The organism is Streptomyces sp. NPDC005808, assembly GCF_042871385.1.
In the GTDB taxonomy this organism is placed as follows: Bacteria; Actinomycetota; Actinomycetes; order Streptomycetales; family Streptomycetaceae; genus Streptomyces.
In genome coordinates this window covers 208,669-222,445 of sequence record NZ_JBIAIK010000006.1, presented here as the reverse complement: position 1 = coordinate 222,445, position 13,777 = coordinate 208,669, and the positions used below count along the sequence as shown (strand labels likewise).

The 13,777-nt window shown below is 69.0% G+C and carries 10 protein-coding genes; 7 read left to right on the top strand and 3 right to left on the bottom strand.

Annotated features, from left to right (window positions below):
* Window positions 1-112 precede the first annotated feature (112 nt).
* From ACFYPC_RS15905 to ACFYPC_RS15890, 4 genes are all read left to right on the top strand, one after another.
* Window positions 113-1,654, top strand: coding sequence for a flavin-containing monooxygenase (locus ACFYPC_RS15905; protein WP_388675681.1), 1,542 nt, complete (start codon window positions 113-115; stop codon window positions 1,652-1,654).
* Window positions 1,651-2,568 (top strand): alpha/beta fold hydrolase, encoded by a 918-nt coding sequence (locus ACFYPC_RS15900; RefSeq protein WP_388675678.1) that lies wholly within the window; start codon window positions 1,651-1,653, stop codon window positions 2,566-2,568. Before ACFYPC_RS15905 ends, ACFYPC_RS15900 begins: the two co-directional genes overlap by 4 nt.
* Window positions 2,565-3,443: an SDR family oxidoreductase gene (locus tag ACFYPC_RS15895; RefSeq protein ID WP_388675676.1), complete on the top strand. Its 879-nt coding sequence runs from the start codon at window positions 2,565-2,567 to the stop codon at window positions 3,441-3,443. The genes ACFYPC_RS15900 and ACFYPC_RS15895 overlap by 4 nt, the downstream gene beginning before the upstream one ends.
* 116 nt (window positions 3,444-3,559) lie before the next feature.
* Window positions 3,560-3,823 carry a hypothetical protein gene (locus ACFYPC_RS15890; protein WP_388675674.1) on the top strand — a complete coding sequence of 88 codons (264 nt, stop codon included), beginning with the start codon at window positions 3,560-3,562 and terminating at the stop codon, window positions 3,821-3,823.
* Between the two features lie 129 nt (window positions 3,824-3,952).
* Here the strand turns inward: ACFYPC_RS15890 and ACFYPC_RS15885 are convergent, their stop codons facing one another.
* A complete protein-coding gene (locus ACFYPC_RS15885; RefSeq protein WP_388676215.1) occupies window positions 3,953-7,234 on the bottom strand; it encodes a S41 family peptidase in 3,282 nt (1,093 codons plus the stop codon).
* Window positions 7,235-7,507: 273 nt separating this feature from the next.
* Between ACFYPC_RS15885 and ACFYPC_RS15880 the strand changes: the two genes are divergently transcribed.
* Window positions 7,508-8,098: a TetR/AcrR family transcriptional regulator gene (locus ACFYPC_RS15880; protein ID WP_388675671.1), complete on the top strand. Its 591-nt coding sequence runs from the start codon at window positions 7,508-7,510 to the stop codon at window positions 8,096-8,098.
* Window positions 8,099-8,245: 147 nt separating this feature from the next.
* Entirely contained in the window at window positions 8,246-10,462 is a 2,217-nt protein-coding gene (locus tag ACFYPC_RS15875) for an MMPL family transporter (protein WP_388675668.1), read from the top strand.
* Between the two features lie 224 nt (window positions 10,463-10,686).
* Here the strand turns inward: ACFYPC_RS15875 and ACFYPC_RS15870 are convergent, their stop codons facing one another.
* Window positions 10,687-11,613 carry a LysR family transcriptional regulator gene (locus tag ACFYPC_RS15870; protein ID WP_388675666.1) on the bottom strand — a complete coding sequence of 309 codons (927 nt, stop codon included), beginning with the start codon at window positions 11,611-11,613 and terminating at the stop codon, window positions 10,687-10,689.
* Between the two features lie 93 nt (window positions 11,614-11,706).
* Window positions 11,707-12,960, bottom strand: a complete 1,254-nt coding sequence (locus tag ACFYPC_RS15865; RefSeq protein ID WP_388675664.1) for a multidrug effflux MFS transporter — start codon at window positions 12,958-12,960, stop codon at window positions 11,707-11,709.
* Window positions 12,961-13,331: 371 nt separating this feature from the next.
* On the opposite strand from ACFYPC_RS15865, the gene ACFYPC_RS15860 reads away from it, so the two are divergent.
* On the top strand, window positions 13,332-13,772 hold the full coding sequence (locus ACFYPC_RS15860; protein WP_388675661.1) for a hypothetical protein: 441 nt from the start codon (window positions 13,332-13,334) through the stop codon (window positions 13,770-13,772).
* Window positions 13,773-13,777: the final 5 nt, after the last annotated feature.

Sequence of the window (13,777 nt, the reverse complement as noted above, 5' to 3'; positions counted from 1 at the left end):
ACCCACGGTAACTTTCGCTGCTGCACCCCCTACCCACGAGTACGAACCTGCTCTACTCTCCCCATTGCGCCAGTGTTCACTGGCAGAGTCGTGCGGCCAGGGAGGCTTCCGGATGACCGAGCACGAGCATGTGCGGGTGGCGGTGATCGGGTCGGGGTTCGGCGGACTGGGGGCAGCCGTGCGGCTCCGCCGTGAAGGGGTCACCGATTTCGTCGTCCTGGAGCGGGCCGACAGCGTGGGCGGCACCTGGCGTGACAACAGCTATCCCGGCTGCGCCTGCGACGTACCGTCCCATCTGTACTCGTTCTCGTTCGCTCCCCATCCCGACTGGCCGCGCACCTTCTCCGGGCAGGAGCACATCCGGGCCTATCTGGAGCACGTGGCGGACGTCTTCCGGCTGCGGTCGCACCTTCGTTTCAACTCCGAAGTGAAAACGCTGACTTGGGACGCGGAGGAGCTGCGGTGGGGGATCGAGACCAGTAGCGGGTTCCTCACCGCCGACGTCGTCGTGTCCGCCACCGGGGCGCTGTCCGACCCCAAGATCCCGGACATCGCGGGCATCGACACCTTCCCCGGCAAGGTCTTCCACTCCGCCCGCTGGGACCACGACCACGACCTGGGCGGCAAGCGCGTCGCCATGATCGGCACGGGAGCCTCGGCCATTCAGATCGTGCCGGCCATCCAGCCGGAGGTCGCGCACCTCACGCTCTTCCAGCGCACACCGCCGTGGGTGATGCCGCGCACCGACCGTGCCATCAGCGGCGTCGAGCGGTGGCTGCACCGGCAGTTGCCGTTCACGGCGCAGGCAAGGCGCGGACTCCTTTGGGGGATACGGGAGTTGCAGGTCCAGGCATTCACCAAGCGGCCGGGCGAGCTGGGGGTGGTTGAGCGGTTGGCCAAGCGCAATATCGCCCGCGCCATCAAGGACGCCGGTCTGCGGGCCCGGTTGACCCCGGACTACCGCATCGGCTGCAAGCGGATCCTGCTCTCCAACACCTACTATCCGGCGCTCGCCCAGCCCAACGTGGACCTGGTGGGGGGTCTCAGCGAGATCAGGGGCTCCACCCTTGTCGCGGCCGACGGCAGCGAGGCCGAGGCCGACGTGATCGTCTTCGGTACGGGATTCCACGTCACCGACATGCCGATCGCCGACCGGGTCGTCGGCGCGGACGGCCGGACGCTCGCCGAGTCCTGGAAGGACGGCATGAAATCGCTGCGCGGCGCCACCGCTGCCGGGTTCCCCAACTGGATGACGATCGTCGGGCCCAACACAGGGCTCGGGAACTCCAGCATGATTCTGATGATCGAGTCCCAGTTGAACTACATGGCCGACTTCGTACGGCAGTTGGACGTTCTCGGCGGGCGGGTGGCCCTCGATGCGCGCCCCCGCGCCGTGGACGCCTGGAACCGCGAGGTGCAGGGGCGGATGAAGCGCACGGTCTGGAACGTCGGCGGTTGCGAGAGTTGGTACCTGGACGCCAGCGGGGTCAACACGACCATCTGGCCCGGCACCACCACCGAGTTCCGCCGGGCGACGCGGCGAGTCGATCTGGCGGAGTACGAGGTGCTGCGGGCGACCGGGCCGCGCACCGGGAACACCGGCAAGAAGCGCACCGAGAACACCGCCAAGAAGGCCGTGGAGGCCGGAGCATGAGCCGGCTCATGCATGTGTCGCACGGGCCCTACGCCCCGCCCGTTCCCGCGCGCGAGCTGACCGCCGTCTCCGCCGACGGCGCGCGGCTGCACGTCGAGGTGCACGGCGTGGAGGGGGCGCCCGCTGTCGTCCTCGTGCACGGCTGGACCTGCTCAACCGCCTTCTGGGCGGCGCAGATCCGCGATCTTGCCGCCGACCACCGGGTCATCGCGTACGACCAGCGCGGGCACGGGCGCAGTCCCGCGAGCGACGCGTGCGGTACGGACGCGCTCGCCGACGACCTGGAGGCGGTGCTCGCGGCCACTCTCGCGCCGGGCGAGAAGGCCGTGCTGGTGGGCCACTCCATGGGCGGGATGACGCTGATGGCGGCCTCGGCGCGGCCGCGTCTGCGGGAGCACGCGGCGGCTGTACTGCTGTGCAGCACGGGCAGTTCGAAGCTGGTCGCCGAGTCGCTGGTGGTGCCGATGCGAGCCGGGCGGCTGCGGACCCGCCTCACCCGGTCGGTCCTCGGTTCGCGGGCGCCGCTCGGGCCGGTGACGCCGCTCGCCGGGCGGATCCTCAAGTACGCGACCATGGGCGCCGGTTCGTCGCCGGTCATGGTCGAGGCGTGTGCGCGGATCGTGCACGCGTGTCCGCGACGGGTGCGGTACGCATGGTCGGCCGTCCTCGATCTGCTCGATCTCGACAACGGCGTACGGGAGTTGGTGGCGCCGACCGCTGTGCTGGTGGGTACGGCGGACCGGATGACGCCTGCCGTGCACGCGCGTGCCCTGGTCGCCGCGCTGCCGAACTGTGTCGGCAGCACCGAGCTGGCCGGACTCGGGCACATGACGCCGGTGGAGGCGCCCGAGCTGGTGACCGGGCGGATACGTGAACTCGTCGCCACATACGCACAGATCAAGGAGGGCGCATGAGCAGGGTGAGCCTCGAAGGGCAGGTCGCGGTCGTCACGGGGGCCGCGCGGGGGGTCGGTGAACTCCTCGCCCGCAAGCTCTCCGCACGCGGGGCGAAGGTCGCGCTCGTCGGTCTGGAGGCGGACGAGCTGAAGCAGGTCTCGGAGCGGCTGCACGGCGAGAGCGGTCACTGGTACGCCGATGTCACCGACCACGAGGCGATGGCGCGGGTCGCCGAGGAGGTGAAGGAGCGGTTCGGGAAGGTGGACATCGTCGTCGCGAACGCGGGGGTGGCGAGCGGCGGGCCGTTCGTCGAGTCCGACCCTGTCGCCTGGCGGCGCGTGATCGAGGTCAACCTCATCGGGTCGGCGGTGACGGCTCGCGCCTTCCTGCCGGTACTGATGGAGAGCCGCGGCTATCTGCTCCAGATCGCCTCGCTCGCCGCGATCACTCCGGCCCCGATGATGACCGCGTACTGCGCGTCCAAGTCGGGTGTGGAGGCGTACGCGCACAGTCTGCGGGCCGAGGTCGGGTACAAGGGAGTGCGGGTCGGCGTCGGTTACCTGTCGTGGACCGACACCGACATGGTGCGCGGGGCCGACCAGGACGACGTGATGCGCGAACTGCGGCAGCGGCTGCCGTGGCCGGCCAACAAGACGTATCCGCTGGGTCCTGCCGTCGACCGGATCGTCGCCGGAATCGAGCGGCGGTCCAGTCATGTGTACGCGCAGTGGTGGCTGCGGGGTTCGCAGGGCATCCGCGGTTACCTGCCCGGGATCATCGCGGCGGTCGGGGAGCGGGAGATGCGGCGGTTGGAGCCTCGACTCAAGGGCGTGGGCAGGGGACTTGTGGGGGCGGGCGGGTTGGCGGACGAGCAGCAACGACAGGGCACCTGACCTGGGGTTCCTGGACGCACTCACCGTGAGTTATTGATCGAAATGCGCGCTTTGTGCCCCCGTGTAAGTCTGGTCGAGGCTTGACCCCCTCACCCACAAAACGGGAGTGAAAACTCATGGGCAAGAAGGACAAGTTCCAGGACAAGGCCGAAGAGATGAAGCACCGGGCCAAGGAGAAGATGGGCGAGAACCAGGACGAGGCGAGCGAGCGTTCCTCGCAGCAGCGCGAGCCCGGTCGGCAGGACCGCGAGCCCGGTCGGCAGGACCGCGAGCGCGGCCAGCAGGACCGTGCACGCGGCGAGCAGGACCGTGGCGAGCGCGGCACGGACCGCATGCAGCAGGAGGCTCAGGACCGCTTCGACCAGGACTATGACGTCTGAAGTGTGGTCACAGGTGCGACGTTCGACGATCCGGCCTCTGTCGCCCGGTCGTTGAGCCGCACGAGTTGAGCCGCACGAGCAGTACCTGAGTGGGGCGCCCATCTGAACGAGGGCGCCCCACCCCTGTGTTCAGGCGCGCGGCGGCAGCTTCGGCCTCGTCCGGTCCGGCACGTTCGAGTAGTCCGGCGGGGCGGCCGCCGGCTGCGTGTTCAGCAGGTCCAGGGCGAGTCGGACGGCGTCGTCCAGTTGCGCGTGGCGGCCCTCCGCCCAGTCCAGCGGAGTGCGGAGGATCTCCAGGTCCGGGTCGACACCTCTGTTCTCGATGGACCAGCCGTACTCGTCGAACCAGGCGGCGTTCATCGGGACCGTGATCACCGTCCCGTCGCCGAGGCGGTGCCGCCCGGTCATGCCGACGACTCCGCCCCAGGTGCGCTGGCCGACGACAGGCCCCAGCTTCAGCAGCTTGAAAGCGGCGGTGATCATGTCGCCGTCGGAGGAGGTCGCCTCGTCCGCCAGCGCGACCACCGGACCGCGCGGGGCGTTGGAGGCGTACGACACCGGCTGGGCGTCGCGTGTCAGGTCCCAGCCCAGGATCTTGCGGGTCAGCTTCTCGACGACCAGCTCGCTGATGTGACCGCCCGCGTTGCCGCGCACGTCGACGATGAGGGCGGGCCGGGACACCTCAAGGCGCAGGTCGCGGTTGAACTGGGCCCAGCCCGAGCCGCCCATGTCGGGGATGTGCAGATAGCCGCAGCGCCCGCCGCTCAACTCGCGCACGACGTCCCGGCGTTTGGCCACCCAGTCCTGGTAGCGCAGCGGCCGCTCGTCGATGAGCGGGACCACGGCGACCCGGCGGGAGCGTGCCTCGCCGCCCTCGGCCGGGGTGAACTCCGCCGGGGTGAACTCCGCCGGGGTGAACGTCAGCTCCACCGTCGTACCGCCCGCGCCCGCCAGCAACGGATACGGGCCAGTGACCGGGTCCACCGGCCGGCCGTCGACGTGGGTGAGCACCGCGCCCTCGCGGATCCCGGTGCCGGCCAGCGGTGAACGGGCCTTGGAGTCCGAGGACTCGCCGGGGAGGATCCGCTTGAGCATCCAACTGCCGTCCCTGCGGACGAAGTTGGCGCCGAGCAGGCCCTGCAGGCGCTGGTAGTGGGCCGGGCCTTCGTTGCGGCGGGCGGCGGAGACGTACGCGTGCGAGGTGCCCAGTTCGCCCAGCACCTCGCGGAGCAGATCGGCGAAGTCGTCGGGGGACGCGACCCGTTCGACCAGTGGGCGGTACTGCGCGAGCACCGCGTCCCAGTCGATACCGCACATGTGCGGCTCCCAGAAGTACGCGCGGATGATGCGGCCCGCCTCCTCGTACGCCTGGCGCCACTCGGCGGGCGGGTCGGCCTCGTGCAGGATGCGGCGCAGGTCGATCCAGACCGTGGAGTCGCCGTCGCCGGACTCGGTGGAGGGGACGGCGCGCAGGTCGGTTTCGTCGACCACGACAAGGCGGCTGCCGTCGCCGCTCACCGCGAACCAGTCGAGGTGGTCGACGAGTTCGGACTTCTTCGCCTTGGCGATGTTGAAGTACTCGAGGGTGGGGCGGCCGGACGTGTCGTCGGGGTTGGCGAAGGTCTCGCCGAGCGCGCCCGAGATCGGCCAGCGCAGCCAGACCAGGCCGCCGCCCGCGACCGGGTGGAGCGCCGAGTACTTGGACGCGGTGACCGGGAACGGCGTCACCCGGCTCTCCAGGCCCTCGATCTCGACGGTCACCGTGCTGCCGTCACCCGCGTCGTCCTCGACCGGGTCCAGGCCCCCCGCGACCGGCCGCCCGTCGGGGTTGAGCGCGAAGGGGGAAGGGGTCGCGGACGACAGGGGTACCAGGTAAGGACGGCAGCCGAGCGGGAAGGAGAGGTCGCCGGTGTGGACGTCGTACACCGGGTCGAAGCCGCGCCACGACAGGAAGGCCAGATAGCGGCCGTCCCGCGTGAACACCGGATTCTCGTCCTCGAAGCGGCCGTTGGTGACGTCGACGATCAGGCGGTCCTCTTGTCTTTTCGAGGAGATTCGCGCCATCTTGATCTGGCGCAGGGAGCGGCCGATCCCGGGGTGTGCCCAGGTCAGCCAGGCGCCGTCCGGTGAGAAGGCGAGATCGCGCACCGGCCCGTTGACCGACCGGATGAGCTCGGTGACCTCACCGTCGGACTCCTCGGACGCGTCCAGGAGCAGCAGCCGCCCGTCGTTCGACGCGACCGCGAGGCGCTCGCCCTGCGGGTCCGACACCATTTCCTGTACGCGGCCCAGTTCGCCGGAGGCCAGGCGGCGCGGTTCGCGTGCGCCGCTCGCGCGCGGGAGGTAGGCGATCTCGACGGCGTCCTCGCCCTCGGCGTCGGTGACGTAGGCGACCTGGCCGCCGGAGCCGAGCATCTCCGGGAGCCGGACCCGTACGCCGGGGGTGTCGGCGATGGTGCGGGCGGGGCCGTCGCGGTGGGTGAGCCAGTACAGGCTGCCGCGTACGACGACGGCGCTGGCCCGGCCCGTCTCGTCCATGGAGATGCCGTCGATGTGCTGGGTGGCCGGCACCTGGTACGTACGGCGTCCCGCGCGCGGACCGCCGAGACGGACGTCGAGCCGGCGCGGGACGGAGTCGGCGGACAGGTCCTCGACGATCCACAGGTCGCCCGCGCACTGGTAGACGACCCGGGTGCCGTCGCTGGAGGCGTGCCGGGCGTAGTACGCGTCGTGGTCGGTGTGGCGGCGCAGGCCGGAGCCGTCGTACGCGCACGAGTACAGGTTTCCGACGCCCTCGTGGTCGGAGAGGAAGGCGATACGGCCGCCGACGAACATGGGGGTGTCGAGATGGCCTTCGAGGCCGGCGAGGAGTCGCCTGCCGTGCAGCCAGAGCCGGCCTGTCGCGCCGCCCCGGTACCGCTTCCAGGCGGCCGGTTCGTGCGGCGGGGTGCCGGTGAGCAGCAGGGTCTGGCGCTCGCCGCCGATGTCGGCGACCGCGATGTCGGAGACCGGGCCCCAGGGGAGCCGGCCGCCGGGGTCGCCGGTGGTGGGGACGCTGTAGGCCCAGGTGAAGTAGGAGAAGGGCTGGCCGTGCGAGGCGACGGCGAGGATGTCGCAGTTTCCGTCCTTGTCAGGGGGTGACCAGCCGCAGACCTGGGTGTCGGCGCTGCCCCAGTAGGTGAGCTGTCGGCCGGGGCCGCCGTCCACCGGAGCCAGATGGATCTCCGGGACGAAGCTGCGCCAGCTCGTGTACGCGATGTGGCGGCCGTCGGGGGAGAAGCGGGGGTGGCCGACCTTTGTACGGTCGACGGTGAGGCGCCAGGCGCGGCCCCGCCCTTCAAGGGGGGCCACCCACAGGTCGTCCTCGGCCACGAAGCACAGCCGGTCGCCGCTGAGATGCGGGAAGCGCAGGTATCCGGGGGCGCTCTCCCCGGGGGTCGCGTTCTCGTACGTGTCCTTGGGTTCGTCCTCGTGCGCGTCGCTCACCTCCCTATGCTTTTCCGCTCGGAGGGCCTCGGCAACTTGTGCGCGGGGGTCGGTTGGGTGGTTGAGCCAGGAACCCGTGACACATGACACGTACGAAACGGTTTCGTTTCGCTCGCTCTCCGGGTATGTTCAGAGATGTAAGAGCCGCGTCGTCCGGAGTTCCCCGCTCCGTGCGCCGAGCAGGAGAAGGAGAGTGCGATGACTGAAGCCGCAACGGCGCGACGCAGTCGGATCACGCCCGAGCGTGAGGCCGAGTTGTACGCGGCTGTGCTGGACCTGCTCCGGGAGGTCGGTTACGACGCCCTGACGATGGACGCCGTCGCCGCCCGCACGAAGTCGAGCAAGGCCACCCTCTACCGCCAGTGGGGCGGCAAGGCGGAGCTCGTCGCCAGGGCGATGCGGCATGGGAAGCCGGTCCATCTCGGCGCCGTCGACACCGGGTCCCTGCGGGGTGACTTCCATGCGATGGTCACGCGTGACGACGACTGTCACATGGAGCAGAACTCCGCGCTGATGCGGGGTCTTGCCGTGGCGATGCACACGAACCCCGATCTCCGGCGCGCCTTCAGGGAGTTGCTCATCGAGCCGGAGATGGCGGAGGTGCGGCGCGTGCTGCAACGCGCGATCGACCGGGGTGAGGTCCGTCCGGACAACCCCGCGATCGACTACGTGATGCACATGATGATGGGTGGCTTCGCGGCCCGTACCATGATCGACGAACTGCCGCCGAGCCAGGCCTTCCTCACCTCGTACGTCGACGCGGTGGTCCTCCCTGCCCTCTGCGCCTGAACCCTCAACCCCCTTGCCATTCCCTGCAGTTGTACCTGACGCGACCGCTCACGTCGTCGGGCTGATCCCTCCTGCCCTCACCCGTTCCCCAGCGGGTGATCGCACCAGGCCCCTGCCATCCCACGACCTGACCGGGAGTACGCCCTCGTGGCTACGTTTCTCTATAAACTCGGCCGATTCGCCTTCAGGCGACGGCACTTCGTCGCCCTGATCTGGGTGGCGCTGCTCACCCTCGCTGGTGTCGGCGCGGCAAGTGCACCCGCCGCGGGCACCAGTTCCTTCTCGATACCCGGCACGGAGGCGCAGAAGGCCTTCGACCTGCTGGAGCAGCGCAACCCCGGCATGAGCGCCGACGGAGCTACCGCGCGAGTCGTCTTCAAGGCGCCCAGCGGCGAGAAGATGGAGGACGCGGAGAACAAGGCGACCGTCGAGAAGGCCGTCGAGGCACTCGGCGACGGTACCGAGGTCACCTCCGTCACGGACCCCTACAAGGCCAAGTCGATCTCCAAGGACGGGACGGTCGCCTACGCGCAGGTCTCGTACAAGGTCTCCGGCATGGAGTTGAAGGACTCCTCTAAGGAGGCCCTGGAGGACACGGCGAAGGAGGCACGGGCCGGCGGGCTGACCGTCGAGATCGGCGGTGACGCGCTCCAGGCCGCGCCCGAGACCGGGTCCACCGAGATCATCGGTATCGCGGTCGCCGCGGTCGTCCTCGTCATCACCTTCGGCTCGCTGATCGCGGCCGGACTGCCGCTGCTGACCGCGCTGATCGGCGTGGGCATCGGCATCTCGACGATCACCGCCCTGGCCAAGACGCTCGACCTCGGCAGCACCACCTCCACACTCGCGATGATGATCGGGCTCGCGGTCGGCATCGACTACGCGCTGTTCATCGTCTCCCGCTACCGGGCCGAGCTGGCCGAGGGCCGCGAACGCGAGGAAGCGGCCGGGCGGGCCGTCGGCACGGCGGGCTCCGCGGTCGTCTTCGCAGGTCTCACCGTGGTCATCGCCCTGGTCGGCCTGTCGGTCGTGAACATCCCGATGCTGACGAAGATGGGTGTCGCGGCGGCGGGCACGGTCGTGATCGCCGTACTGATCGCTCTCACCATGATCCCGGCGCTGCTCGGTTACGTCGGCAAGAAGGTCCAGCCCGCGGGCAGGAAGAGCAGGCTGCTCGGGGGAGGGCGCGCCGCCAAGAAGGAGGGCAGGCCCAACATGGGCACCCGCTGGGCGAGCTTCGTCGTACGCCGTCCGGTCGCCGTCCTCCTCTTCGGCGTGGTCGCGCTCGGCGCCGCCGCGATTCCGGCGGCCTCGCTCGAACTGGGCCTGGGCGACGACGGTTCACAGCCGACGTCCACGACTCAGCGCCGGGCGTACGACCTGCTGTCGGACGGTTTCGGGCCCGGCTTCAACGGACCGCTGATGGTCGTCGTGGACGCGAAGGGGGCCACGGACCCGGAGGGCGCGGTCACCACGGTGTCCGACAAGGTCAAGGGCCTCGACGACGTCGTGTCGGTGATCCCGTCACCGCTCAACGAGGCCGGGGACACCGCGACGATCACTGTGATCCCGGACTCCAAGCCGTCCTCGATCACCACCGAGGACCTGGTGTACGCCATCCGTGACGCGGGCGGCGCACTCAAGGCGGACACCGGAGCGCAGGTGCTGGTCACCGGCACGACGGCGATGAACATCGACTTCTCGCAGAAGCTCAACGACGCGCTGCTCCCGTACCTGGCGCTGGTCGTCGGCCTAGCCTTCCTCCTCCTGATCGTGGTCTTCCGCTCGATCCTGGTCCCGCTGAAGGCGGCCCTCGGCTTCCTGCTCTCGGTGCTGGCCGCGCTCGGTGCCGTCGTCGCGGTCTTCCAGTGGGGCTGGTTCGCCGGCCTGGTGGGCGTCGAGGAGACCGGCCCGATCATGTCGATGATGCCGATCTTCATGGTGGGCGTCGTCTTCGGTCTCGCGATGGACTACGAGGTCTTCCTCGTGACGCGCATGCGCGAGGCGTTCGTCCACGGCGAGAAGCCCAGCCAGGCGATCGTGACCGGCTTCAACCACGGAGCCCGCGTCGTCACCGCGGCCGCTGTCATCATGATGGCCGTCTTCGGCGGCTTCATCGGCTCCACCGAGTCGATGATCAAGATGATCGGCTTCGGCCTCGCGATCGCGGTGTTCTTCGACGCCTTCATCGTCCGCATGGCGATCGTCCCGGCGGTCCTGGCCCTGCTCGGCAAGAAGGCCTGGTGGCTGCCGAAGTGGCTCGACCGCGCCCTTCCGAACGTCGACGTCGAGGGCGAGGGCCTGCGCAAGCTGGACGAGGAGCGGCGCGGCAGGGACGAGGACCGGGAGCTGGTGCGCGCATAACCGTTCTACGGGCCTGAGGCTCGCCGCGTAACAGCTGACGGGGCGTCCCACCTGCGAGGTGGGGCGCCCCGCACTGCTGTCCGTGGTGCGGTGGTGCGGTGGTGCGAATGAGGTGGAGGCTTACCAGCGTACGGCGGATTCCTGGACAGGATCACGGCCGCACAGGCCCGGACTTGCTCGGGGAAGTGCTCGGGGATGTGCTCGGGGATGTGCTCAGGAAGTGTTCAGGGAAGTTCACCGAGGATGACCGAATTCTCCTCGGCGACCTGTAGGCGCACGCGGGAACAGGCTTCGGAGAGCGTCGACGTCCACTGCTGATCACCGTCCGGGCGGACCGCGAGCGACATTCGCATGGTGATCGGGAACCTGGCGAGCTTTCTGATCGCGACGCGCCGCGAGGTCACCGCACTCACCGCCGTCGGATACACCAGGGTCCAGCCGGCCGAGCCTGCGCCGATCTCGGCCAGGGTGTCCTGAAGGCCGGTGAAGGGCGGGCCGATCAGTGGCTCGAAGCCGGCTTCCCGGCAGGCGAACAGCACCGAGTCGTAGAGCACCGAGTTCTGGCCCCGGTCGGCGATGCGCAGTGGGATGTCGGCAAGATCATGTAGGTCAAGAGCTGCTTTCTCGGCCAAGGGGTGGGCGGCCGGCAGGGCCACCATCAGCGGGTCGTACCACAGGGTGAGCAGCTTCAGCCCCGGTACGCTCTCGACTCCGCGGATGAAGGCGGCGTCCAGCGCGCCGGAGCGCAGCTCCTCCAGACGTTCCTGCACGCCGAGCGTCTGGAATTCGAAGCGGATTCTCGAACCGTTTCGGGGCAGGGCGTCCAGGAAATAGTCGAGACGTGTCCCGAGCGCCGAACTGATACCGAGCCGGAAAGTGTCGCTCTCCCGCGCCACCGCTTTTCTGGCCTTGGCCGAAAAGGCGTCGACTGCCCGGAGGATTTCCTGACCCTCGGCCAGGAGCTCGCGGCCGACCGGAGTGAGCTGGATGTTTCGCCGGGACCGGTCGAACAGATCCGCACCCAACTCCCGTTCCAGCCGCCGGATCTGTTGGCTCACCGCCGGCTGTCCGATGTTGAGACGCTCGGCGGCCCGGCCGAAATGCAATTCCTCGGCCACGGCCACGAAGTACTGGATCTGACGCAATTCCACTGAGCCCCCCGTACCCGCTGCGATGCGGGGTCACTGACACGGAGGGGATCTTCTCATGTTCCGCGGAATTCGCGACCGAAACTTACCCAACGTCTACCCTGCCACCCCCGCCCGCACCACAGGGGCTGGGGGTTCCTCGGCCGCCCTCCCTCGCGCGGCCGACCGCAGGAGGGACCCGAAGGCCACGATTCCCAACAGGGAGGTGATGACGACGTACCAGCCGAGGCCGAACAGGTCCCCTGCGGGCAGCTGACTGACCGTGAGGATGCCGAGTGACGCGCCGAGCAGTTGGAGCGCGCCCATCAGGCCGGAGGCGGAACCCGCGGTGGACCGGAAGGCGGTGACTCCCGCGCTCATGGACAGCGGCAGCAGGAACCCGTTCCCGAAGGTCATCACCGGCATGAAAACCAGGACCAGCAGCCCCCAGCGCCCGCCCACTCCGCTGAGCCCGAGCGCCAGCATCATCAGGGCCCCGGCAAGGAAGAAGCCGTGCCCCCACCACAGGAGCCGGTCGATCGCGCGGGTGCGCACCAGGGCGCGCGAGGTCAGATTGCCCGCCACATAGGCGATCGAGACGCTGATGTAGCAGTAGCTCGTGGTCACGGTGGCCAGCCCCATCCGCTCGAAGATCAGCGGGGAGGCGGCCAGGTAGCCGAAGTAACCGCCGTACGCCACCACCAGGTTGAGCGTGTATGCCCAGAAGAGGGGGCGGGTGAGCAGCCGCGGGTAGCCGCGCAGCGTGGCGCCCAGGTGCCGGCTGCGCCGCTCCGGCGGCAGGCTCTCGGGCACCCAGCCGATCATGGCGACGAGGGTCAGGGCTCCGATGAGCGCGGTCACCACGAAGGGGGCCCGCCAGCTCACGTATGTGGTCAGGTAACCGCCGACCAGCGGGGCGACGGAGGGGGAGACGCCCACGATCGGCATGACGGTGGCGAACATCCGGGCCGCGTCCTTCTCCTCGTACAGATCGCTGATGACCGCGCGGCCGATCACCATGCCCGAGCCGGCGCCGAGTGCCTGGAGCAGCCGACCGGCTCCGAAGACGCCGATGCCGGGAGCCGCCGCGCAGATCAGGGAGGCGACGATGAAGACGCCGAGTCCGGACACGATGACGCGCTTGCGGCCGTAGGCGTCGGACAGCGGCCCGTACACCGCCTGGGAAACCGCGATCCCGACCATGAAGGCGCTGAAAGTCCACTGGACCGAGGAGACCGGGGCGCCCAGGGCGTGTGCGGTGGCGGGGACGCCGGGGAGGTTGATGTCGGAGGCGAACAGGCCACCTGCGTTGAGCGAGCACAGCACGGCGAGCAGCAGTGCGTAGGGGGTGCGGGCCGGGGCGGTCGTCATGGACTTCCTGAGGTCAAAGGGGTTCCGCTCCGCATACGGCGGGCGGTCCGTCACGGATCAGTCCAGCACCGGAGGGCGGGCCGTCCCAGACGCAATCCGCTCTGGTGGCGATCACGAATCGTGATGAGTCCTGAGCGCGTGCACGAACAACAGGTCGCGCCCTGAATCCGCGTGCGGCTCCGGCGGGTTGAGCCGGGGGAGTCGGTCACCTCGGGTGTCCGTAACCTCGATGCGGAGCGCTGGGGGAACCTTGACCGAGTGATGCCAATCGGAAAGCGGTGAGGATGTCGAACTATTCGGACTGGCAGGACAGGATGCTGCGAGCCGTCTGGCGGTACGGGGACAACGTCTCGGCAGAGGTAGTGGCGTGGATGTCTGAGCTGTACGGCGAATTCGGAGGAATTCCGGAAAGGGAATTCTGTGAACTTTGGACAGAGCGGACCTTTTCGCTGGCGAGGTCGGCCTTCCGGCTGGTCAGTGCGTCAGTGGAGGGGGAGATCGGGAAAAGGGTCGATGGAGAGGAATTTTGTTACATCGACTACTTTCGTGACCCGGAATTTGGGCCGGTCGGCGTAGTCCGCATCAAGTCGACGGAGGTCTCGACGCCGGACTGGACCGATGTTCTGGGCGTTATGGCGGAAGGGGTGCAGGAGTTTGTTATGGGCCACTATCGAATGGTCTGGCCTGTCTGCGGTCAGCACGGCCTCGGTCTGCACGTGGGTTATTTGCAGGAGGCGGCAGTCTGGAAATGCAAGGGAGAGGGTTCAGGTGGGCATGTGGTAAGGGCCATTGATTCTGCCGTTCAGCTGTAGATCAT